The organism is Paenibacillus pini JCM 16418, from assembly GCF_000576305.1.
Lineage (GTDB): Bacteria > Bacillota > Bacilli > Paenibacillales > Paenibacillaceae > Paenibacillus_AQ > Paenibacillus_AQ pini.
In genome coordinates this window covers 290,363-314,527 of record NZ_BAVZ01000001.1, presented here as the reverse complement: position 1 = coordinate 314,527, position 24,165 = coordinate 290,363, and the positions used below count along the sequence as shown (strand labels likewise).

Genomic DNA, 24,165 nt, shown 5'->3' with positions numbered 1-24,165 from the left:
CTAACCCTCCGATACCAATTTACTTGCTTCCTCCGGCGTAATTTCCCCGCTGATGACTCTCGCAAGAAGAGCATCTACTTCATCATCCGCATCGATTTCTTGCCCTGCATTTGCTTGTGGGACAACGTTATTCCGTGAGATCTCCTTTTGCTGTAAAGAATCTAAGTACTCGGCCATTTCAATCACACTCGGATAACTGAAAATATCTGAAATATCCACTGTCTGAGGAAAATGCTGATCCAATTTGCGGTATAGCTGGGCTGCGAGAATCGAATCCCCACCCATATCATAAAAGCTTTCGTAAACATCCAGTTCCTCGAGGCCGAGCACCGTGGCCCAAATTTGAGCTACCTGCTGCTCCAGTGGAGATATGTCAGTCTCTGATTTACCCGTTAATGTTAATACAGCCTGTGCACTCTGATTCGTATACTGAAGCGGATCAGTTATAGCCCGCTTACGTCTGATCCCACTTTCCACCTTGCTGGTAAATCGGAAAGGAAGCTGGTCAATCAGATTAGCCGTCGTTTCCATGTCGAGCTCCCCGGCTATAGCCTGAGGTACTCCACTGTGTAACAATAGATCGAAATACTGAAGGGCCTTGTGAGTAGCAAGAGATTTCCACACGGCGGGCGCATCATGCACACCGTAATTCACTGCCATTCCCGTTTCTTTCCAAGCAGGCCAATTGATGGACAATGCTGGCTTACCCTCCAAACGACGATGATGTGCGAATGCATCCAGATAGCTATTGGCTGCTGTATAATCTCCCTGTCCAAGGCCTCCAGTGATTGCTGTTACGGATGAGAGCAAGACGAAAAAGTCGAGATGCTCTGAATTTACATACTTATCTAGAAGCCAGGCTCCTTGAATCTTAGGTGCTAGAACATTGGTAAATACCGCAGACTCTTTGCGTAATATCATGCCGTCCCCAGCAACACCTGCAGCATGAATGACACCATGGATGGGTCCGTAGTCTCTGCTTACTTCCTCCAGCACGGAGATCATTTCAGCTTCATCGGACACATCGGCACGGTAACAATGAAGCTGACTGCCATTGTTTTCAATCGCTTGAAGCCGTGTAATCCGAGCTGACATCTTATGATCTGTACCTGCATCCACGATTGGTTGCCATTCTTGTCGCTCTGGGACAAGTGAACGGTTGATCAGAATCAGGTTAACAGGTGCTAGTGAGGACAAGTAGCTTGCCAGTTCTAATCCAATGCCACCTGTTCCACCTGTAATCAAGTACGTACCGCCAGCCTTCACAACAACCTCATGATCTGCGCGCAAGTTCTGTTTCAGCGGAGCAATCTCCAGCGTATAGCGAATCCCATCACGGTAAGCTACATGGAAATCACGCTCTTCCAGAAGACCATATAATTCTTGCTCTATACTTACTTCTGGAAGCACTTCGTCCATATCCATAAATCTAACTTGCAGATTAGGGAATTCCTGATTCAGAACTTTTCCTAAGCCAGCCATTGCAGCATGATGTGGACGAATGACTCTTTCTTTGCCGTCGACAACAACAGCTCCTGATGTCACGACAAGCCATTCTAGAGGAAGCTTCCATTTGGCTGCAGCAAAAGATCTAGCGAGATGAAATAAACCATGCACGCCACGTTCCATCTGGAGCGCAAGCTCCGTTCGCTCTTTAGCATGATCTGGGCCAGATAAGGCTCCCAAATAAATGAAATGAGTGACTCCCGCTTCTCTGACGTCTTCCCACATCTGAATGAAATGCTCCTCACTCAAGGATAAAGAATAAGAGTCATCACTGATTTGTTCGTATTGCTCCCCTTCAAAAAGTTCAATGACATGTCTGCCTTTGGATCGAAGTAATTCAGATAGTGAAGATCCAATGCCCTGATCATCCATCCATAGAAGTACCGTTCCGGTTACTTGTGGTTCATTCGCTAAAGCTATCGGAGCAGGTACCCAGCGCGGCTGATAGCATTCTGCCGAAGAAACAGCTAGACCCCGCTTATCATCGACTCTTTTAATCGTGTAATCATGAATGCGTACAAACACCTTGCCAGCTTCGTCCGCCATGGTAATATCAAATGTCTCGGTTTCCCCGCCATGCTGCTCCGACTTTTTAATGACATAGCTGTAAAATACAGCTGGCGTTGGACCTGATACGCTAAAGGATTTATACATATATGGAAGGTATGTGCCACCACCAAAAGCGACATTAGCCGCATTGGCTGCACAATCCATAAGTGCAGGATGAAGCGTATAAACATCGAGATCTGTCAAATACGGATCCGGTAGCATGAGCTTAAGAAGCGCCTCATTCTCACCGATAAATATCCGCTCGACATTATTCCAACGAGGACCGGTATCAATCGCTCCAGTTTGAAGATCGTCGTAATCAATCACTCTTTCCGTCATGGAGCGAAGCTTAATTGCCTCAAGTGACAGCACTTCCTGCTCTGAATCCATCTTCTGAGGAGAGAGTGCCTTGATACTCCCTTCCGCATGGGTAACCCAGTCTGCATTCTGATCGGTACGACTGATAATGGAAAAGGAAATCCCTCCTGCTTCATTCTTAGCCACAATCTGTGCATGCACCTTTTCGCCTGGCTTCACCATGAGAGGACTAAGAAAGGTCACTCCACTAAGCAAAAGTAAATGGCTCTTTAGCAGCCGATAACCAATTTCCCTTGCCATTTCTAAATAGGTCGTACCGGGAACGACGTAATTTCCTAGAACCTTGTGCTCATTCAGCACCCAGTGATCATTCACATCAAAATCTGTGGAGAAGATGGTAAGCTCAGGTGTTTCAGCGACTAGCTGGTGAAGAACCGGATGCAAGTTCTTGTGATTCACGGCATGGTTTAGGCCATCCCTCTGCATCTCATTAACGGGTGCGGAGATCGCCTTCTGGCTTTGCACCTTGCTATTCCAGCTACGTATTTTGCGAAAAGGGTATGTTGGTAGTTGAACACGTCTATATTTGTGACTATTAAATAACAGTTCCCACTTCACCGTTGCCCCTAGAATGTATAGCTGAGCAATAGCTTGTAAAGGTTCTCTCTCATTCGGCTCAAGAAGAGCTTGCTGAATTTTCGAATCTGATTCCGCATCCAATTCAGCTTTGGCTCGGTCCGTCATTTCGCCAACTTGACGTGAACGTTTCACATCAGATACCTTCTTATGAACACCGTAATAGATGCCCTTCTGCTCATCTGTAATCAGCGTCCCATCTATCAAACTTCTAATTCTGCATAAGAGTCCTTCTATCCCGTCTGTTAAGATCGCTAAACGATGAGTATAGTGACCCCGTCCCGTTGTAGCGGTATAGCAATAATTTTCGTAGTTCATCAAGTCCGGTTGAGTACTGCCTATTGAATGAATCACCGATTCGTATCGCTTAAGTAGTTCCCCAATTCCTTCTTCACTTTGCGCGGAGACGGTGAATAGCCCCGGAGAAACGAATTCCCTATTCTCATTAAGGCTAAAATATTGATCAGTCCGATCCGGTGCCTCCTCCAGAACAAGATGACAATTTGTACCACTAAGGCCAAATGCGCTAATCCCACAGCGCCGTGGCCCTCCCCCAGATATCCAAGGTTGTAGTGTGTCGTTCACATATACGGGAGAATCGACAAAAGATATCTTTCGATTAGGTGTCTCAAATTGTATGGATGGCGGAAGCTCCTTGTGCTTTAAGGCCATCAAGCATTTGATAAAGCCCGCAATTCCGGCACAGTTATCCAGATGCCCAATGTTGGGCTTCACTGAACCAACGGCACAAAACTGTTTTTTCGTCGTAAATTTAGAAAAGGCACGTGTAATTCCACTAATTTCAATCGGATCACCCAGCTTGGTTCCAGTACCATGAGCTTCAATATATGAGATGGTCTCGGGATCTACATCTGCATCTTGCCAAGCCTGAATGATTAACTGCTCCTGAGCAGCGGCGTTAGGTGTCGTAAGACCTGCAGAAGTACCATCCTGATTCATAGCGCTACCCTTAATGACAGCGTAGATCGTATCGTTGTCTTGTAGCGCCCTATAAAGTGGCTTCAACAGGACGGCTCCTGCCCCTTCCCCAGAACCTGTTCCGTCTGAACGATCATCGAATGTCTTAGCTCGACCATCAGCTGCTTGGATACCAATCTCCCACCGTTTCTCTCCCCTGTAGGGAGTTAGAAGAATGTTAATTCCTCCGGCGAGTGCCATATCACATTCCTGATTACGGATTGACTGACATGCCATATGTATGGCGACTAGCGCTGAGGAGCAAGCCGTGTCGATCATGATTGCAGGACCCTTCAAATCAAGCAGATATGCAATTCGGCTTGCCATGACAGAATGAATGTTGCTGGTAACGGAATGACCATAGTCATCTACATTTTGCAGCAATAGATGCTGCCGGTAGCCATCATAGAAATCATTGCTATCGCCTAAAAATACACCGGTTCGGCTACCGTTTATTTGATCCCCGCCATACCCCGCATCTTCCACAGCAGACCACATTGTTTGCAGCATCATTTTCTGCTTTGGTTCCATCAGAGCCGCTTCTCTTGGTGATAAATGAAAGAAACTAGGATCAAATTTGTCGATTTCCGGCATAAATCCGCCAATACTGTATTCCAGACCCTCCTGAGAGAATCCATGGTTTCGTAAAAATTCCATATATTCTTCAACATCAGCACGACGTTCAATCGGGAATTCACGGTTACAATCGGTTCCACTGCTTAGCAGCTCCCAGTATTGATTTACATCCTCAGCACCTGCAAACATACCGCTAATTCCGATGACTGCTATTTCATGCTTCGATACACGATTAATACTCAATACGTTGTTAGATGAAATATTGTGATTCTTCGGGTTTGCACCAATATGCTTAAAGCTCATGGTCTACCTCCTTTCATCTCATCCTGAGACCCTCCATCCGGAATCTCAACATGTTCATTGATTAAATGGAATGTTCCATTTCAAGCTCATCCGACTGAGCAGACAACCACGGAACTAGCCATTCCTGAGCACCCGTGTCATTCATAAGCTGCTTCCAGCGCCGATTCTGCTCTGCTGTTGGCGTACGCTTTGTCATCATGATTTGCTTCAGTAATCCAGCCGCTGTCACCAGCTGTGATTGCTTGGGAGCTTCTCCCGATTGCTCGATCTGCTGCGCTAAATCCTGTAATTCCTTATAGGGAGCCACTACTCCACTACGATACTCAGCTTCGTTAAAGTTATCGTTCTTCAGACATACGGCAATTCCCAAACAACGAGGTACGAAAGCTCGCGGAGCAGCAGGAGCCAGCGCTACCAAATCGGATTGTAATTGCTTCGCATCTTCATCCAGATCTAAACTGTATGCCTTCAACTGAGGAGCATTCTTCACTGCTAATTTCTTTAATACCGCTTGTGGTCCTAACTCGATTACATCCGTAATTCCCTGTAATTTCAAGTAATTCATCGTATCAATCCACTGAACAGCACCCGTCATTTGCTCAGTAAGTAAAGGGATGATCTGGTCCTTGTTGTCGTAGGGACGCGCCGTCACATTAGAAATAACCGGGATCTTTGGTTCTTCATATTGATATTTATCAAGCTCTAGCGCCAAGAGCGCCGCAGCCGGACGCATAATCGGACTGTGAAAAGGAGCGCTGACATTCAGTGGTGTAAACCTTGCCCCTTCTCTTTCCGCTAATTTGCCTAGTGCATCCACGGCAGATTTATGTCCAGATACAACAATTTGATCCGGAGCGTTGAAGTTAGAAATCACTACACTGTTTGTTTCATCGGATAACTCCGTGCACCAAGTTGCGATGATACTCGGCTCGATGCCGCCCACGGCTGCCATTGTCCCTGCTCCTTGCTCGACCGCCTGCTGCATGAATATTCCACGCTTATTTACAAGTTGGATGGCATCTGCAAAACGAATACTTCCAGAAGCAGCCAGTGCGGTAAATTCGCCAAGGCTGTGCCCGGCTAAATAAGTAGGCGCTAAACCATACTCTTGCTGAAACACACGATACGCAGCCATACTTGTCGCCAAGATCGCTGGCTGAGCGATTTCCGTCATTTTCAGCTCGGCTGCTGGACCAGAGAAGCAAAGCTCTGAAAGCTTAAATCCAATTGCCTCATCAGCCTCTTCAAATGTTTGTTTAGCAACAGCAAACTGATCAAACCAATTTTTACCCATCCCGCTCTTTTGCGAGCCCTGCCCCGGAAATAAAAGCGCAATTTTACGCATATAATTCTTCCTTTCCTGATAACAGATTTATAATTTGCTGGTAACACGAGATAAATTTCTCCGCGATATTCTCTACCCCAGACTGCCGTAACGTTCTGCTATTGAATTCGTAGACCAGACGAATACCTCCAGGTACCAATTCCACACTCAAATGTAGATCTGTAAGCTCAGATGCTTCTAGCTTTCGATCTGTTCCCTCAACAAATGCAGCCCTAATGGGGCGATTGAGACCTTCACCTTCCACCCCTTCGCGGGTACCCTGCTTTGATGGCAAGAAGCCAGACTGCTGCTTCATATAAAGTCGCTGCTCTCTAACTGTGCCGAGAAGCTCTTCCATCGTTTCAATTTTTAAGAAGTCCACGTAAAGCGGGTGTATTCCCCTCTCTCCCTGCCTCAGATATGAAATGGAGAGATCTCCGCAATCTGCAGCTTCTGCCAGCGAATAGATAAACGCCATTGCCGTAAGATCAAAAAGGTCTGCGTTTCGACTTTCCGCCGCATGGATAGCTTCACTGTAAAACTGCTGCGGAACGCTCACCTCCAGCACGTCAGTCTCAGCTTCTTCACCCAATCGATGTAGATACTCTTGACCTAATATAAAGGAAGGAACAACATATTCTTCCTGCGATAAGGAGCTACGGGTGATGCATTCTGCTAGAGTAGCAATGGTTGGATACGTGAATAAGTCAGCTACCTGTACAGTCGCAGGATATAGCTGTTCAAGTTTGGCATATACCATGACGATTAGAGTTGAATTTCCGCCTATTTCAAAAAAGTTATCGTATATGCTGATCTCTTCCCGTTTGAGAATATCAGTCCAGATTTGGCGGATGGCTTCCTCCACTTCTGTCTGCGGACGTTCGTCTGCCGAAATATGAAGTAGTCCCTTTAACGAGTCTGGTGAAGGAAGGCGCCCCCTATCCAGCTTGCCATTCAGTGTCATTGGCATCTCTTCTAGGTACATAAATTGTCCTGGAATCATATAATCGGGAAGTGTTGCAGATAGCCAAGAGCGTAGCGCATAGCTACTCTGTTCCGCATCTCCGCTGTAGTAAGCGGTAAGAACAGGATCGCCTGATCCGTTTCGGCTAACGGCTACCGCGCAGCTATGTATTCCTTCCATCTTAGATAACACCTGTTCAATCTCTCCAAGCTCGATTCGATAACCACGAATTTTCACTTGGAAGTCCTTTCTTCCTAGAAAAATGATACGCCCATCCGATAACCTACGGGCTAAATCACCTGTGTTATACATCAAGGTACCTGGATCAAATGGATTGGGAACGAATTTGTCCATAGTCAATCCTTCTCGACCCCAGTACCCTCTAGCTAAGCCGTCACCACCAATACATAATTCACCTTCAATGCCAGCCGGCTGTAGCGAATGGAATTCGTCGACGATATATAATTGTGTGTTCGCAATCGGATTGCCTAGTGACACCGCAGTTCCTTTATAAATGCGCTCAATCGCTGACCATACCGTTGTTTCGGTAGGACCATACATATTGTAGATCCGTGCCTTCGTCAGTGCAGCTAGCCTATCCGCTAACATCTGAGGGAAATCCTCTCCTCCGATCATGATATCCGTTAGCTGCTCAAAGCAAGATAGACCAAGTCCGCTGGCAAGAAAAAGTTGTAACCGCGACGGTGTCATTTGAAGCATTTCTACCCCAGTATCCTCGATAAGACCACTTAAGAGTAATGGATCCTTTTGTGCCTTTTCAGGAGCAATTACGACCGTCATACCACAGATTAGAGGGACTAGTGTCTCAAGCACGAAGATATCAAACGAAATGGTCGTTAGATTCAAAATTCGTTTCCCATGAGTAAGCCCTAATTCTCGCTTCATCCCCACTGCAAAATTGTGAACCGATTGATGCTCAATCATTACACCTTTCGGCTGACCTGTTGATCCTGACGTATAGATGAGATAAGCCAAATCTTCGGAGCGATGAAGACAAGGAGGGGTAATTGTAGAGTAGGTACTCCAATGAATTTGATCCAAACGAATCTGTTCATTTTCAGAGTCTTGTTCACCAAAATTGTGTAGGCAATCCGATTCTGTCAACAACAGCCGTGATTGACTGTCCTCAAGCATGTAACGAATTCGTTCAGACGGGAAATCAGGGTCCATTGGTACATATGAAGCACCCGCTTTTAACACAGCAATAATGCCTGTAACCATATTGAACCCGCGTCTAACCATCAATCCGACTCGATCACCAGGAGACACTCCCTTCTCGAGTAGCATCCATGCGATTTGATTCGAACGTTGGTTGATCTCGCTGTAGCTCATCGGCTGTCTGTCAAATATGATTGCTATTGCGTCCGGTGTCTCTTGTACCTGTTCTTCAAACAGCTGATCCAGAGTACGATTTGTATCGTACTCTACTGCTGTATGATTCTGTGCCTGCATCAACTCAAGCTCTTCTCGCGTCAGCATTTGGATAGCATGCAGCGGGATGTCTGGCTGATAGAGAGTTTGTTCTAGAACCTGAATGAAATGAGCCGCAAGTCTTTCCACAGCTTCTTCCTGATATAGGCCACAATGATAAAGAATTTCGAACTGAATACTAGAGCCTGAGTTCGAAAAAATGAAATCGCATGATGTTTGGGAGGATTCATTCCATTCATGCACTCCCCGAAAGGCAGCCATTGAACGAAACAATGGCAAGCTATCGGATAACCGTTCAACATCTAATTGTGGAAGAAGTGTATTCATGGACACATTCTTATACTTTTTCGCTCCCAAGCAGGAATGTTTGATAGAGCTAAGCAGTTCTTTAAAGCTCATCTTGCCGTCAATACGAGCTCGTATGGCTGCAAGCGGACGTTCACTCGGTTCATTGCGGAATGGAGGCATACCGAGTATGAAATCTTTTTTACCTGAATAACGGAATAATATATATACCAGTGCCGCTGCCAGCACGACATATGTAGCAAAATCTGAATTCCCACTTACTTGGAGCAGACGTGTACTTAAAGACTCTGGTAACGTAAAGAGCAATTGTTTACGATGGGCTTTTCCTACTTCATCAAGGTTCTCAGAAACTTCCGAAGGTACTCCACCCATGGTGATGGGTCCACTCAGCTCCTTAAGCCAATACGCCCTTTCCTCGTTATACTTGCTTCCAATATGTGACTCAGCAGTGTGTTCAGAAAGTACACCCGATTGATCCTTCATCGCTTTGCCTCCTTTATACCATTGCTGCAATCTGCAAATAAGGATGACTCGTCTCTTCTTTAATCCGATATACGATGTCCTCTACCTCGATCTCAGACAGTCCCTTCGTCCGTAATATCGTATGTAACATACCGAATGCATCCTCGATCTGCTCCATACTTGGGGGAATGCCGTCCCGCTCCGTTTGCTCAGCCATTTCCTCAATACGTTGGTACGGCTCAACCACTCCGCTACGAAACAACTCTTGATTCTCATTCGTATTCGGTTGCGAAACAGCAGCAGCGAGCATGCGATTCAGAAGCGTCAAGCGATGCTTAGTATATTCAGGCTTACTGCCAAACATTGTGAATAACTCATTCCGATCAGCGACCTGATCAAAGCTATATGTCCGAGTAGCCGGGGTTTCTAGCTTCACCAGTGCGGACAAGACATTTTTCGGGCCCAGCTCAATCGCCATGGTAACACCCATCCGTTTGAGATACTTTAGCGTTGCCTGCCATTGAACAGGACGCAGAAGTTGACTCGCGAGCAGGCCAGCAATCGAATCTTTTCCTCGATAGGGTTTGGCACTTACGTTTGAAATGACTGGCATTTTGAAATGTTGGTATCTGATTTCCGACAACGTCGATCTAAATTGTGCCACAACCGGCTCCATCCATTGTGAATGAAAAGGTGCGCTCATCATTAAAGGTGTAACGTTACCCCCATTTTCCAGAACCAGGTCTTCAATTGCATAAACACCCGCGCTCGAACCTGAAATGGCCGCTTGTAATTCAGCATTGTAGCAGCTCACTGACGCTACAGATCCTTGCTTCCCCAGTTCATTACACCACGCCTCAAGCTGCGAAGCCGATACTTGGTCAATGATACTCATCGCACCATCACATTCATCTGCATACTTCTGCGCTAAGGTTCCACGCACCTCAGCAAGGCGCACAGCATCCGAGAAACGAATCGCTCCGGCACATGTCAGTGCGGAATACTCCCCTAAGCTATGACCTGCACAAAAATCTGGAGTTACGCCAATTTCCTGCATAAACACACGATAAGCGGCTACGCTTGCCGTCAATAGAGCCGGCTGCATACGAGATGGCTGATTGAGATCAGACATGCTGCCTGAGAAGCACAGACTCGCCAGATCATATCCTAGAATATCTCCTGCTTCCTCAAACGTCTGTTTTGCAATCGTGAATCGATCAAATAAGCTCTGACCCATTCCGATGTAATGAGATCCTGACCGGGAAATAGAAAAGCTATCTTTTCCATGTAGCATGAACCTCCTTTCATATTCGAATCATTACAATGACTGAACCTGCACATCTACATAATCTGGAGTGGATGGAATAGCTTCCATTTGATGCTCGAACAGAACCATTTCACCTGTCCGTTCCACTTCTTGAAATCCAGCAAAATGATACGTAATGCTCATCATCCGATTTCGATCATTAGGTACTAACTTCGCTTGAAGAACAACGCCCGCTTCCTTCGCCATTCGAATCACATGATTCAGCATGATGGAACCAACACCACGAGACATGACTCTGCACGACATCAGCAAGAGCTGCAGCGTCCATACCTTCTCACTACATTCAAGTAGAAGCAGGCCTATTTTGCCGTAGCTTCCGTATATATCATCCAGACCTGCGATCAAGAGCTTGTGATTTGGAGATTGACGCAGCGCATCTAATTCTTCATAAGAGTACGTATATCCCGTTGTATTGAGCTGATGCGTTCGTACAGTCAGCTCCTCAGCACGCTGTAGATCACCAGGTCCAACAGGTGCAATGGTAAACTTCATCTGAAGGGAGGCTAGAAATTCCTCCTGCGGCCCCTCATACTGCTCCTCCAGCTCTTTGCGTACTTGATCGCTGCGGTACATGAAACGTCTTTGCTTCGAATCATCCGTGACAAACTCAGGGTTAAAGTCAGCATCATCTAACAGCTCCGCAATATTCGCAGCATCATAACATCGGATCGTCGGCAGCGCTTGCTTGACTTCATCCCTTTCGAACGGTTGATCATCAATAAAAGCGATCGTATCCATTCCGATATTCAGAGATTTCACTATGCTTTCAATGGAAATGGATTTCGCACTCCAATGGATTTGCGGATACAGAAAATATTCATCCAATCCAAATGTACGCAGACGCTCCATCGCATGCTGATAATCATTTTTGCTCGCTATCGATTGAAGAATGCCTCTACGATCAAGCTCCTTAACGATATCTGCCACACCTTCTTTGAGACTAACCTCTCCATCTTCAAGGAGAACCCCGTTCCAGAGCGTATGATCCAGATCCCAGACCAAGCATTTGATTTTGGCTATCTGCTCTGTTTGAATTACCGAATTAAGATTGACTGTCATGGCTCCTCTTCCCTTCTCTTCAAAAATCGCTGAGACTGTATGCATCAGATGAAATGACTAATTCATGCATTTGTGTGGTGCCTTCGATAATTTCCATGACCTTCGCATCGCGTAAGTAACGCTGTACCGGATAATCACGGCTACAGCCATTCGCACCATGAATCTGGACTGCTTCATTGGCAGCTTTGGTTGCGGAGATCGATGCAAAATATTTAGCTGCCCATGTCGCCAAAAGACCTTGCGAGTCGCCCTCATCCTTCAATCGACCCGCATCTTCGCATAGCAAACGCGCGGCTTTGGTGTTGACGGTCATCTCCGTAATCATCTTCTGAATGAGCTGTTGATTCTTCAGCAGCGTACCAAATGTTTCCCGCTTGCTCGTATAGCTTAGACAAGCATCAAGGCATGCCTGCAAAATACCTACACATCCCCAAGCAATCGTATATCGACCATAATCCAAACAACTCATAGCGATATACGGAACACCCAATCCTTTACTTCCAAGGATTGCTTCATGTGGAATTAGACAGTTCTCCATCCGAAGCTCCGCGATCATCGAGGCTGTTGTACCAAAGATCCCCTTGAGGTGATCAATCGAGAGTCCCGGGGTGGTCCGTGGAACAAGGAATGCCGTTGGCTCCCCATCTAATTTTGCGAAAATGAGAAATAAATCAGCGATTTGGCCAAAGGTAATCCATTTCTTGCCGCCTTCAAGCACGTATCCTTCTTCCGTGATCGTTGCTGTGGTCGTGATCGCTTTAGTATCTGTACCAGCTCCTGCTTCACTTAATCCAAAAGCACCTATCGTTTGACCGGAAGCCAGCAATGGGAGCCACTTCTGTCTCTGCTCCGCGGTACCGAAGCGCTCAACCGCTATACTTGCCATTCCATGCACCGTTAGCAGGCTTCGGACCGAAGAACAGGCTCTTCCCATTTCCTCACTAAGTGCTCCCAGCGACTTCATATCCAGTTCAAGTCCGCCAAATTCCTTCGAAATGACTGCGCCTAGATATCCTTCCGCTCCCATTTGCTGAATGATTGATTGAGGAATGGCTTCTTCACTGTCCCAACGATCCGCCTCATGCACGATATACCGTTCAGCAAAGGATCTAAATGCCTCTCTGCCTGCCAACTGCTGTATTGCGCTGCCGCTGCTCATCTCCTAATCCCCCTTCTTATGCTGGTTGTTTAAGGCGCTCTACCAATTCAACGATAGAATTTATCGAACGGAAGTTTTTAAAATCCAGATCAGCTGGCTGAATACGTAGCGAAAATTCCTTTTCTAAAAACATCACGAGCTGCATTGCAAATAATGAATTTACAAAGCCTAGTGCGAAAATATCATCATCATCAGCAATCTCGCTTTTTCTGAAAAATCGGGATAAAAATGCCTTCACTTTTACTTTTGTCTCTTCCATTTCATATTCCACCTTTATTTATAATTTAAATTAGGAAACCTGATATTCGTAAAATCCTTTGCCGCTTTTTCTTCCGAGGTAACCCGCATCCACCATTTTCTTCAGCAATGGACACGGACGATATTTACTATCGTTATACGCTTCATACAAAGCCTCAATGGAATACAGGATCGTGTCCAGCCCGATAAGATCACCCGTCTCCAGCGGACCACTCTTGTGACCGAAGCAAGTCTTGAATAACGTATCCACATCTTCAGCTGTAGACACCTGATCCTGAATGAGAAAGATTGCTTCATTAATTGTGAGCATCAGTACCCGGTTGGATACAAAGCCTGGCATGTCATTGACGACGATGCATTCCTTGTTCATGGCATGCAGCAGATCCCTTGCGGTTTGTATGGTTTCTTCAGTGGTGTAGTGTCCCCTTATCGCTTCAACCATAGGTTTCAGTGGTACGGGGTTCATAAAGTGCATTCCAAGAATACGATCTGCACGCTTCGTCAATGCTCCGATTCGAGTAATTGAAATACAGGAGGTATTCACTGCGAACACACAGTGCTCTGGGCAAATTGCATCTAGCTTAGGATAAATCTCCTTCTTAATCTCCCATTTCTCAGTCGCATTCTCGACAACAAAATCAGCATCATGCAGCAGATCATAATCCGTAGAAAATTCGATAGACTCTAATACTTTTTCAGGAGCATCAGGGGCAAGCGTTTTATCAAAAAATGCCTGCATTCTTACATTGTTATAAATTTCCTCCTTGGCTTTCGTTAATGCAGCCTCAGAGACATCGATCATCTTGACCTGAAAACCGCCTTGTGCCAAACTCTGTGATACCCCGATGCCCATGACTCCTGCACCGATGACACCTACGACTTTAATCATTTCATCTACTCTCCTTTATTATTTTCTGCATGTGGCTCATTGGCCGCCGCTTGGTCAAAATTCAAACTCCAGCTCGGTTTCAGTACCGAAAAAGTTTCCTTGTCTTTCACTTTCTAATTCAAGCTGTTGGATCGACGAGGATAGGACAGATGGTAAAGATCTTAATAGCTCTGCATAATCGTCAGCCCACTGCTCCATCGTGTGTTGTTTGAAGAGAGCACTGCTATATTCCAAATGAAAGAGCATTCCTTCCTCTTGCAAAATACCTTCAAGCGCTACATCCAGTTTAGATACACCGGCATGGTGCGGGTATTCTGATACATCCACCCCGTCCATGTCCATTCGTTTGGATCCGGTATTTTGCAATATAAACGAGACATCGAACATCGGATGACGGCTAAGGTCCCGATGGGTAGAGGTCTGTTCGACGATGATTTCAAAAGGCAGATCCTGATGATCAAAGGCTCTTATTGTATGATCTCGTACCTTTCCGATAAATTGCCCAACGGTTGAAGAAGGCTCCACATGGTTTCGCAGAGGTAACATATTGATAAACACGCCGAAAACCGACTGTACATCTGCATGAGAGCGCCCCATTACAGCTGAACCGATTACAATATCCTCTTGTCCTGAGTATTTATAGAGCAGAACATGGAAGGCTGCGAGTAGAACCATATATAATGAAGCTCCCAAATCTGAAGCCACCTGTTCAAGCTCCTTTACAACAGCAGCTTCCACCATAAACGATAGTTGCTCCCCTTCTGTGCTCTTCCTACTAATTCGTGGATAATCCGTGAGCAATTGCAGAATAGGAACACCATCTTCAAATTCCTTACTCCAAAAAGTTTTTTCTCTTTGATACGCATCTTCGGCAAGCCTATTGTTCTGCCAGACTGCGTAATCCTTATACTGAATGGATAAGGAAGGTAGTAGCTTCCCAGCGTATAGAAGCGATAGCTCTGCAAGAAACGTGTCCAGCGACACCCCATCGCAGATCATATGATGCATATCAAATAGAAGAAAATGCTTGTTATGCGTTAGCTTGACGAGCTCAATACGTAGTAGCGGTGTACGGCTTAAATCAAAGGGACGAATAAATGCCGAAATCTTGTATGGTAATTCCGCTTCTGTACCCTCCGAATATGGAATAGAGAATGTGGAATCTCGCTCAATCCGCTGCATGGGTCCAGTGTCCGTGAGCTCAAAGGTAGTGCGGAACGCCTCATGTCGCATCACAAGCGTATGAACGGCATCCGTAAACCGCTGCACATCGAGTTCACCTTTTAAGTACAGAAAGCGTGGATGATTATAAACGATACTTGCCCCTTCCAACCGATCGACCACAAACATTCGATTTTGTGCAGAAGATAACGGATAACTCTCTTGAATGGATGCAATAGGAATGCCCATGGTATTGCTAGATTCGGGGGTAATCATGGATTCCAAAAAAGCACCAAATTGTTCAACCGTTAGCCGTGTTAGTAAGTCGCCTGGATGCAATCGGATTTGAAGCTGTTTATTTAACGTGTTTACGATACGAATACCAAGTACTGAATCGCCTCCCATTTCGTAGTAATTGTGGTACACATTCATATCATAGATGCCAAGTGTTTCTGCCCATACCTGAGCTGTAATTCGCTCTGCATCGCTGTATATTCCATTCTCTCTACCTGATAGCTGCACAACACGGGCTACGCCATTAGATGCTCGTGAATTCGTACCCATGGATGAACCTGCTGCTGTTGTCGAACATAGCATTCCTGCTTGTGCTGTAATGTTAGCTCGGCTCTTTGTCCCTAACTCCAATTCGTAAATAATAGAATCATGCATACGATATGGCATTTCAGGCAGCAGCCGGATCAATCTAGAATCGAAATCAAGCGAGCCGATCAGCACTTGACTGACGTCCTTGTTAACGATTAGATCAAACTGGCTCATCGCCTCTTCCGTCCGAAGTGCTCTCATCAAGGTATCAACAGCAAAACCGGCTTTGACAGCCATGCCACGTTCCTTCCAAGTGGACCAATTGATCGTAATGGTTCTAGTGCCCTGCTTACTCTTCATCGCTGCATAAGCATCCAAGTAAGTATTCGCCGCGATGTAATCTCCTTGACCTGGTGCTGGGAAAAAAGTTGCTAGTGATGAACAAAGAATAAAGAAATCTAATGCCTCACCATGAAGTAATTGATCCAGTACCATCGTTCCTTCTACTTTCGGAGATAATACACGTTTAAACTCTGTTTCCTGCTGTTCATTCAGCATTTGATTTCCCGGCACGCCCGCGGCATGTATGACACCACATATACCTGCATTCGATTTATCCTGGTCTCTAATCGCGGTTATGATTTGCTCCATCGCTACCACATCAGATACATCACCTGCATAACAATACACCTTAGAGCCAAGCGCCTCGATTGCCATGACCTCTTCAATTCTGCTGCGAAGATCATGAGTGTCGGTTCCTTCTTCTAGAATTTGCGGCCATTGTTCGCGATTTGGAAAAGCAGTTCGACTAATCAACGCGAGATTAACGTTCTGACGTGAAGCCAGATACTTAGCCATCTCCAGTCCGATATCACCTAGACCTCCAGTGATGATATAGATGCCGCCTTCCCTAATCACTAAAGGATCGTCTTTGAGTCTACTTGGATCCATCGGCTGCAATTCTAGCGCATACCGTTGTCCTTGCCTAATAGCAATCTGATATTCCTTATCAACATGTAATAATTCTTCCAATACTGCTTCTACATCTGCATCATCATCTGTGTCCATAGCTTTACATAGCCAATCAGGGTTCTCCTTGGCAATGGCTTTGCCAAGACCAGTCATGACTGCACGCTCCGCATGAATGGATACTTCCTTATCGTCAACAACGAATGCTTGATTGGTAAGGAGTGATAGCTTCAGCGAGCGTTCGCTGTAGTCTGATTGCAGTGCTTTAACAGCGCGGAATAGATATATCTCATCTGTTGAAGCTTCTCCCTGCTCACCCTTCGTCTCTAGCGGAGCATTTGCACCAACGTAGACGATATGTTCAAGGTGATAACGTCCCTTCAGATCAGTGAATAATTGATCAAAATCCTCCTGGCAACCTTGCATATCCACATGCTGACCATGATGGATAAAAGCAGTAGAGCTACCTAGCTGTACTTCAATCACAGGATAACCTTTATCCCTGAAACCATCCGAGATTCGCTTACCCCACCCCAGATCTTGGGCGCTTTTTAGAATGAGTACTGCTTGGGATTCTATTGAAATGAGTGAGCCGATGGACTCAAGCTTAGGAGCAGCTACCCAGCCCAATTGATAATGCATCGCATCCCTTGCGCTATAGCTCGGCTGGGAAATCACCTTCGGTATATCCAGCCAGCAACGATGACCCTCAAAGGGATATAATGGCAACGAGTAGTTCTGAACCTTTGGGGATGAATAGAGTAATTCCCAATTAATCCGGGCTCCGCTTACATAGTCATTTCCCAATTTCTCAGCATGTTCAGTTGTCCAATCTTGCTGCTTAAGCCATTCATGGAGCTGAGTATTAGCTTCAGCCGACTTCTGTCTACGTTCACCTTCAGTCAAATCACCAGACTGCTGGGTGTTCAATTGCTGTTGACCCGAGATTCGGTGGGCTCCATATTGGACCCCCTTCGGTAGTCGGTCAAATTGCCAAGATCCCTTCAATGATCTAAAAATCTCTAGCTGCTGTTTAAGCTCCACTGCATCCTTAAACACAAAGGCCAAGCGATGTTCGAAATGTCCTCTTCCGTTGTTTGCTGTAAAGCAAAGGTCATGTAGATCTATTTCTCCCTCAACTGACAGCCATTCCACATACTTTAATGTCAATTCATTTAGAGCTGACTTCGTTTTTGCGGATAGAGTCAGGACAAAGGGTTGAATGTTTTCTGGTACTGGTTTTGGCATTCTCTCTTCACGCTGTGTTGGCGCCTCTTCCAGAATCAAATGGCAATTCGTACCGCTAAATCCGAAAGAGCTCACTCCGCAGCGCCGCTTCTCTTGACTCTTCCACTCTCGAAGCTTCGCATTGATATAAATCGGCGAATCAATAAAGTCGATTTTGCGATTGGGCTGCCCGAAATGAATCGTTGGCGGAAGCTCCTTATATTTCAATGCAAGAACAGCCTTGAGCAAATTAGCCATACCGGCGCATTCATACAAATGTCCGATATTTGGTTTCACAGAGCCAATGGCGCAGAAGTTCTTTTTATCCGTGAAGCGAGCAAAGGCATTCTTCAGTCCTTCCATCTCTAGAACATCGCCAAGCTCAGTGCCTGTGCCATGTGTTTCAATATAGGAGATCGATTCAGGATCAACCCCTGCCTTCTCCCAAGCACGCGTGATGACATCGGTCTGAGCCTCTGGATTAGGAGCTGTAATGCCCATCGATGTCCCATCTTGATTTAGTGCACTCCCTTTGATAACTGCATAAATCTGGTCCCCATCCTGAACGGCTTGTTTTAGTGATTTTAGGACAACCGCAACGCAGCCTTCGCCGATCCCAGCACCATCAGCATGTTCATCGAATGTCCGTGTTCGATAATCCGAGGATTCCACCCCTGTCGTAAACACATCCGTAACGATCGGAACAGTGTGGATTTTTACAGCTCCAGCAACAGCCATGTCACAATCGCCTTGCCGGATGCCTTGACACGCCATATGTACGGTCACAAGCCCGGAAGAACATGCCGTGTCGATTAGAACCGTTGGCCCCTTCAAATCTAGCAAGTAGGACAACCTAGTCGGAATCATCGCGGCAAGATTAGCTGCTATAGAAATGGGAACAGAAGCAGGATCAACGTCGACAATCATTTGCTGATATTTATCCTTAATGGTGTCGGAGAATCCTGTGTATACACCCGTACGCGATCCCGTTAAGCGATCCCCTCCATAACCGGCATCCTCCAGCGCATGATATCCCACCTGCATAAACAATCGTTGATTGGGGTCCATAAGACTTGCCTCTTTGGGCGACAATCGGAAGAAGGGGTAATCGAACTTATCAATATCCTCGAGAAATGCACCCTCACCAAAAGCAATGTGTTCATCCGGCGTGCCTTTAAACCTTAGATAATCCCGTATGTCTACCGCCCGCTCATCCGGAAACTGACGGATGGCATCGGTACCGCTTTGGATGAGATTCCAGAATTGCTCGGAGTCATCTGATCCTGGTAATCGGGACGCCACTCCAATAATAGCAATGGGTTCTTCTGGCTCCTGACCTTTGCTACGAAGAAGCTCCAGCACCTCTAAAGCTGCCTGTTTATCCATCCTTCCGCTGGCTGTATGCTCCAAGATCGACTTCATTACCTTTTCCATGACTCACCACCTGTTCTTGATTTATGGATGATCCTTTCCTTGCATCATGCGTCATCCATCCTGCTACTTCATGAATTCCATCATTTGATCGATGCTCCATTTACCACTTTGCATCTCATCAAGCAACTTAGAGATATCTGGTTTTTCATCTTCATTTGATTTTGACAACACTCTGTTAGATGAATTATTGTTATTGGTCAAATATTCAGCAAGCCGTGAGATTGAGGTATACGTAAACAGATCTGTCAGCTTTAGCTGGCCCGGATATAATTTTTGCAGCCTTGCGTACATCAGGTTCAGCATGATGGAATTCCCTCCAAGCTCAAAGAAATTATCAAACACATTAATTTCCTTGAACCCAAGCACCTCCTGATATACCGTGGCGAGTGTCATTTCCACTTCCGAATAACTTGAGCCTTCACGTCCTGACATTTGGATGGTCACAGATATGTTCTTCTCGCTACCATTGGATTCAAGTATCCTGGACTGCTCGCTCACAGACCTCTTAACCACAGCCTCAATTTCGGGTGCAAGCTTGAACGGGAAAAGCTCCATCATACTGAGGTACTGGCTTTCCAAATTCATTTGTCCAACCATAATCTGTGTAATGTCGCGGTGAAGGATTTCATCCAATGCCTTCATAGCTATTTCAGTTGCTAGTAGCTTGTAAAGTCCATCGTGATTCGATCCCTTGTTTACAGCTAGACCAATGTCTCTCCATTTCACCCAATTGATTGTCTGAGTCCGCTGCCCTCTTGCACTTCGATAAGCTGCAAAAGCATCCAAATAGGAATTGGCGGCACAATAATCTCCTTGACCCGCTTCACCGATCAATGAAGCTCCTGATGAGTAGAGAATGAAGAAATCAAGCGGATCTCCTTGCGTAAGATGATCTAGAATCCATGTTCCGTACACTTTGGGTAAATATACTTCGTTAAAGACATCAAGCGACTTATTGATTAAGAAGCCATCTCCGGCAACCCCCGCGCTATGAACAATTCCATAAATCAAGCCATACTGGCTTCGTATATCCTGCATGACTACATTCATGGCATGAATGTCAGAGACATTCGCTGAATAACAGGAGACAACTGCCCCTTTAGCCTCTAATTCCATAACCCCTCTCAACTTGGCGGTTAGATTGTGATCCTCCCCTTCAAGTAGGCTATTCCAATCCTCACGAACAGGAAGCGGTGCCCGGCTTACGAGAGCAATATGTGCTGCTCCACGCTCTACTAAATACTTAGCAGCCTCAAGTCCTAGCGCACCCGTTCCCCCTGTAATGATATAAGCTCCTTCATCCTTAACCTTCACCGGCATTTCAGCATAATCAGACAACTCTGCCTTGGAGAAGCGCTCCATGTACTTGTTTCCTGATCGAAATGCAACATTATAGTACTCTCTTTCCAAATATAGCTCTTCTAAAATATCATCAGGCCCTGTTGCTGCATCCATATCAATGGCCCGGCATCGCAGGTTATCGTATTCCGTATGTACCACTTTACCAAGTCCAAACAATGCGCCTGCCTCAGGGTTCAGTCCCGGTTCATCACCATTGACGTGATGTACATGGTCTGCAATCAAAGAAATATCTATCCGCTGCTGACACCCTGCATGGATTAGTGAACGTACGAGGAAAAGCAAGCTGTAAGTCCCCTGGGCTTGGCTTTGTTCGAATTGCTCCCATGAAAGATTTGATCTTTCTCCTATCAAGTTAGAAGGACTGGCCATATGAATCACACGGCTGATCTCACCTGCTCCTATCCAATGCAGCAGCTGATCGAAATCATCTTCACTACCGTTCACGATGCAGCTATCTGCTCCTGTCTGCTCAAAGTGATGACCAAACCTTGCTATAACTACAGATTCTCCCTTATTGCGCAGTCTTTCTATAATGAGTTCCGCCATCGGATTTCCGTTGGATAACACGAGTACTTTACCCATCAGCTGCGAAGAATCACGCTTTGTCTTCGGCATCGTCTCCCAATTAATCTTGTAGTAGAGCTGATTGCTAAGCGGCTCACTACCTTGCCCACCCGCTGCTTCATCTTTGTTGTCACCTGTCTTACTTTCCATTGGAAATGCCGTTTGCAACCTCGTACGTTGGCGTATGGCCGGATCGTTCAGCCAATGGACATCCCGCTCGAAAGGATACGTTGGAAGCGGAACCCGATGAATACTGTGTCTTTTATACAACTGGTCAAAATCGATTGAAGCTCCATTTACATACAGCTGGCATAATCTACTCCATTCCGCATGTTTTGAATGACTTAAGAAGGTTAGCTCCTCTACCAGTTTCTCTGCTTGTTCAGTAAGATTAGCTTCTGCTCCATACGGAATAAGTCCATCTTCATTCTTGCAGAACACATGAATATCATCTCCCTGAATCCCATTCCTCCCTAAAGTGCTTAGAAGGCTTTTCAGCTCTGATAGCTCATGGACCAGAAGCGCAAGACGGAAGCGGTAATGTCCCCTGCCGGTATTAGCGGTGTAACATAATTCCTCCAACGTAAGCGAGGGATTACCCTGTAAATAATCTTCATATTCGTGGATGAGCCGATGCAGCCCGCTCTCACTGCCTGCCGACAGAGTTAGTAGATATGGCTCCGTTCTAACCTCAGGCACTTCACCCGTAGTAATACGAATGGGTGCTTCCTCCAATATGAGATGACAATTCGTACCACTAAAACCGAAGGAGCTTACACCGCATCTGTGCGGCGAATGACCAAGATTCCATTTTCGCGGAGTGGTGTTTACGTACACTGGAGAGTCTGTAAATCGAATCTTCTTATTTGGACCGTTGAAATGAAGCGTTGGAGGAATGATGCCTTGCTTAAGCGCAAGTGCAGCCTTCACCATTCCTGCGATGCCTGCAGTCTGATAGGAGTGACCCGTATTCGATTTTAGCGACCCGATCGCGCAGAACTGCTTCTTGCCCGTAATCCGTCCAAAAGCTTTCTTTAACCCCTCAATCTCAATCGGATCTCCAATGACTGTGCCGTTCCGTGAGCCTCAATATACGATATCGTAAGTGGATCAATGTTTGCATCCTGCCATGCTTGGATATATAGATCTGCTTGTGCCTGCATGTTTGGGGCTGTAATCCCAATAGAACGACCATCCTGATTAACGGCAGACCCTTTAATCACTGCATAGATGTGATCTCTGTCCTGCAATGCTTGAGCTACAGGCTTAAGCAGAACCGTTACGACACCTTCTCCCATAGCTGCACCATCCGACTGAACATCAAATGTGCGTGTTTTTCCATCCGAAGACTCCATGCCTACTTTGTCCTCTGCATGGTCCAGAGGGAGTAAGTTTAGGCGTATTCCTCCAGCAATCGCAAGCTCACAATCCCCTTTTCTCAGCGCCTGACATGCCGTATGCACCGCCACCAGTGAGGAGGAGCAAGCCGTATCGATAATCAATGCCGGCCCTTTCAGATCAAGAAAATAGGATATCCGACTTGCGATAATCCCAGACAAATTGCAGCAATTGAAGCTGGTTTATGCTGTGGGTCTACCCATTCATCGATCATTTGACGATAATTGTAGCCCCCCAAATCCCCAACATATCCGATATACACTCCTGTCGTACTGCCGCTAAGCTTCGTTCCACCATATCCGGCATCCTCAAGAGCTTCCCATGCTGACTCCAGTAAAAGCCTTTGATCAGGGCTGGTTAGACTGGCTTCAGTAGGCAGCATACGGAAGAATTTTGCATCAAATTGATCAATATGCTCCAAATATGCGCCTGGCATATACGATTGATCTTCCGCACGCTTACCTGTCCATTGCAGAAACTCATCTGTGAAAGCCCGCCGCTGCTCTGGAAAGGAATTGGTTGAATCCACTCCTGCCTCGATATGGTCCCAAAACTGTCTCCAGTTATCCGAGCCGGGTAGCCGCACTGAAATCCCAATAATCGCTACCTCCTGCCCTCCCGCTTCATTTCCTTCTTCGGAAGATATTTCAGGAGCTTGTTCATTGAACTTAAATTGATGTACATCAATATTCATCGGTTTCATTGACTTCCCCCCGTTCCACCGCTGCTCGTTACCTGTTCATTTAAATGCTTTTCTTCTCCGTTAGCCTGTTGAAGCAGGAACTGCATGAACCGGATTAAATTACTCCACCATTCCTCCATTGCCGTACGCTGCAACCGATGATGATTAAATTCAAGCATTATCTTGAAATACTGTTCCTTCTCTTCAGCAAGCACCACTAGATCGAAAAGCTGTAACCAATCTTTACGAACTAACAACAGACTAGCATCACAGAAGAGGGGTAATCGTTCTTGTTCTTGCAACGTTACGGGCTGCTGACGAAGCTGGTCTAGGGTATGAAATACACTATCCGTTTTAATAGATTGGTTGACCTGCCCGATATACTCCGCGAAGTCACTAACCTTCTCAAACTTGAAGGTATACTCATGTACCCCATCATTCTGTAAATGTAGACACAGTGGAAGGTTGGACGGAGCTCCAATCAAGAAGAGCATATAGGCGAAGGCTGTTGCACCCACGCTCATCAGATTCACATCGAGCTGACGTGCGAGCGCGTGTAAACGGCTCAGTTCTTCAGCCTTAAAGATGTATTCTAGACGAACATTCGAGGACTTTGCCTGAAGGCTTGATTGATGAAGCACATAAGCCTTTGGAAGAGTGATCGGCTGTAGCCTTGTCTCCTGACGGGTAGAAGCGATATAGCTTGCAATCTGAGCAATCGTAGGCATGGCAAACGGATCGGTAATTTCAATCATGCCT

At 46.0% G+C, this 24,165-nt stretch carries 12 protein-coding genes and 1 pseudogene; all 13 read right to left on the bottom strand.

From position 1 onward, the window contains the following. A complete protein-coding gene (locus JCM16418_RS01430; protein ID WP_052019973.1) occupies window positions 1–4,866 on the bottom strand; it encodes a type I polyketide synthase in 4,866 nt (1,621 codons plus the stop codon). Window positions 4,867–4,927: 61 nt separating this feature from the next. Further along, window positions 4,928–6,211 (bottom strand): ACP S-malonyltransferase, encoded by a 1,284-nt coding sequence (gene fabD / locus JCM16418_RS01425; protein ID WP_052019972.1) that lies wholly within the window; start codon window positions 6,209–6,211, stop codon window positions 4,928–4,930. Further along, window positions 6,204–9,395, bottom strand: coding sequence for a non-ribosomal peptide synthetase (locus JCM16418_RS01420; protein WP_052019971.1), 3,192 nt, complete (start codon window positions 9,393–9,395; stop codon window positions 6,204–6,206). Before JCM16418_RS01420 ends, fabD (JCM16418_RS01425) begins: the two co-directional genes overlap by 8 nt. A 13-nt stretch (window positions 9,396–9,408) precedes the next feature. Then, window positions 9,409–10,668: an ACP S-malonyltransferase gene (fabD, locus tag JCM16418_RS01415; RefSeq protein WP_052019970.1), complete on the bottom strand. Its 1,260-nt coding sequence runs from the start codon at window positions 10,666–10,668 to the stop codon at window positions 9,409–9,411. A gap of 24 nt (window positions 10,669–10,692) precedes the next feature. Then, window positions 10,693–11,760 carry an HAD-IIIC family phosphatase gene (locus JCM16418_RS01410; RefSeq protein ID WP_052019969.1) on the bottom strand — a complete coding sequence of 356 codons (1,068 nt, stop codon included), beginning with the start codon at window positions 11,758–11,760 and terminating at the stop codon, window positions 10,693–10,695. A gap of 19 nt (window positions 11,761–11,779) precedes the next feature. Next, window positions 11,780–12,919 carry an acyl-CoA dehydrogenase family protein gene (locus JCM16418_RS01405; protein WP_036645415.1) on the bottom strand — a complete coding sequence of 380 codons (1,140 nt, stop codon included), beginning with the start codon at window positions 12,917–12,919 and terminating at the stop codon, window positions 11,780–11,782. A gap of 16 nt (window positions 12,920–12,935) precedes the next feature. Then, the gene (locus JCM16418_RS01400) at window positions 12,936–13,178 is read right to left on the bottom strand and encodes an acyl carrier protein (RefSeq protein WP_036645414.1); all 243 of its coding nucleotides are present in this window, start codon (window positions 13,176–13,178) and stop codon (window positions 12,936–12,938) included. 30 nt (window positions 13,179–13,208) lie between these two features. Next, entirely contained in the window at window positions 13,209–14,066 is an 858-nt protein-coding gene (locus JCM16418_RS01395; RefSeq protein ID WP_036645412.1) for a 3-hydroxyacyl-CoA dehydrogenase family protein, read from the bottom strand. Between the two features lie 54 nt (window positions 14,067–14,120). Further along, complete coding sequence (locus tag JCM16418_RS23465) at window positions 14,121–19,400, bottom strand: condensation domain-containing protein (protein ID WP_052019968.1); 5,280 nt, start codon at window positions 19,398–19,400, stop codon at window positions 14,121–14,123. Between the two features lie 63 nt (window positions 19,401–19,463). Continuing rightward, window positions 19,464–22,259 carry an SDR family NAD(P)-dependent oxidoreductase gene (locus tag JCM16418_RS25435; protein WP_052019967.1) on the bottom strand — a complete coding sequence of 932 codons (2,796 nt, stop codon included), beginning with the start codon at window positions 22,257–22,259 and terminating at the stop codon, window positions 19,464–19,466. Window positions 22,260–22,262: 3 nt separating this feature from the next. After that, a pseudogene (locus JCM16418_RS26205) lies at window positions 22,263–22,828 on the bottom strand (beta-ketoacyl [acyl carrier protein] synthase domain-containing protein); the annotation flags it as partial. A gap of 11 nt (window positions 22,829–22,839) precedes the next feature. Continuing rightward, window positions 22,840–23,427, bottom strand: coding sequence for a beta-ketoacyl synthase N-terminal-like domain-containing protein (locus JCM16418_RS26200; RefSeq protein WP_052019965.1), 588 nt, complete (start codon window positions 23,425–23,427; stop codon window positions 22,840–22,842). Beyond that, window positions 23,424–24,161: a hypothetical protein gene (locus JCM16418_RS23445; protein WP_158442399.1), complete on the bottom strand. Its 738-nt coding sequence runs from the start codon at window positions 24,159–24,161 to the stop codon at window positions 23,424–23,426. The genes JCM16418_RS26200 and JCM16418_RS23445 overlap by 4 nt, the downstream gene beginning before the upstream one ends. Between the last annotated feature and the right edge of the window lie 4 nt (window positions 24,162–24,165).

Excerpts from the sequence above, each read along its gene's own strand:
- JCM16418_RS01430 (WP_052019973.1), bottom strand. The coding sequence starts at position 4,866 with ATGAGCTTTAAGCATATTGGTGCAAACCCGAAGAATCACAATATTTCA.
- fabD (WP_052019972.1), bottom strand. The coding sequence starts at position 6,211 with ATGCGTAAAATTGCGCTTTTATTTCCGGGGCAGGGCTCGCAAAAGAGC.
- JCM16418_RS01420 (WP_052019971.1), bottom strand. The coding sequence starts at position 9,395 with ATGAAGGATCAATCGGGTGTACTTTCTGAACACACTGCTGAGTCACAT.
- fabD (WP_052019970.1), bottom strand. The coding sequence starts at position 10,668 with ATGCTACATGGAAAAGATAGCTTTTCTATTTCCCGGTCAGGATCTCAT.
- JCM16418_RS01410 (WP_052019969.1), bottom strand. The coding sequence starts at position 11,760 with ATGACAGTCAATCTTAATTCGGTAATTCAAACAGAGCAGATAGCCAAA.
- JCM16418_RS01405 (WP_036645415.1), bottom strand. The coding sequence starts at position 12,919 with ATGAGCAGCGGCAGCGCAATACAGCAGTTGGCAGGCAGAGAGGCATTT.
- JCM16418_RS01400 (WP_036645414.1), bottom strand. The coding sequence starts at position 13,178 with ATGGAAGAGACAAAAGTAAAAGTGAAGGCATTTTTATCCCGATTTTTC.
- JCM16418_RS01395 (WP_036645412.1), bottom strand. The coding sequence starts at position 14,066 with ATGATTAAAGTCGTAGGTGTCATCGGTGCAGGAGTCATGGGCATCGGG.
- JCM16418_RS23465 (WP_052019968.1), bottom strand. The coding sequence starts at position 19,400 with ATGGAAAAGGTAATGAAGTCGATCTTGGAGCATACAGCCAGCGGAAGG.
- JCM16418_RS25435 (WP_052019967.1), bottom strand. The coding sequence starts at position 22,259 with ATGGTGAAGGCTGCACTTGCGCTTAAGCAAGGCATCATTCCTCCAACG.
- JCM16418_RS26200 (WP_052019965.1), bottom strand. The coding sequence starts at position 23,427 with ATGAAACCGATGAATATTGATGTACATCAATTTAAGTTCAATGAACAA.
- JCM16418_RS23445 (WP_158442399.1), bottom strand. The coding sequence starts at position 24,161 with ATGATTGAAATTACCGATCCGTTTGCCATGCCTACGATTGCTCAGATT.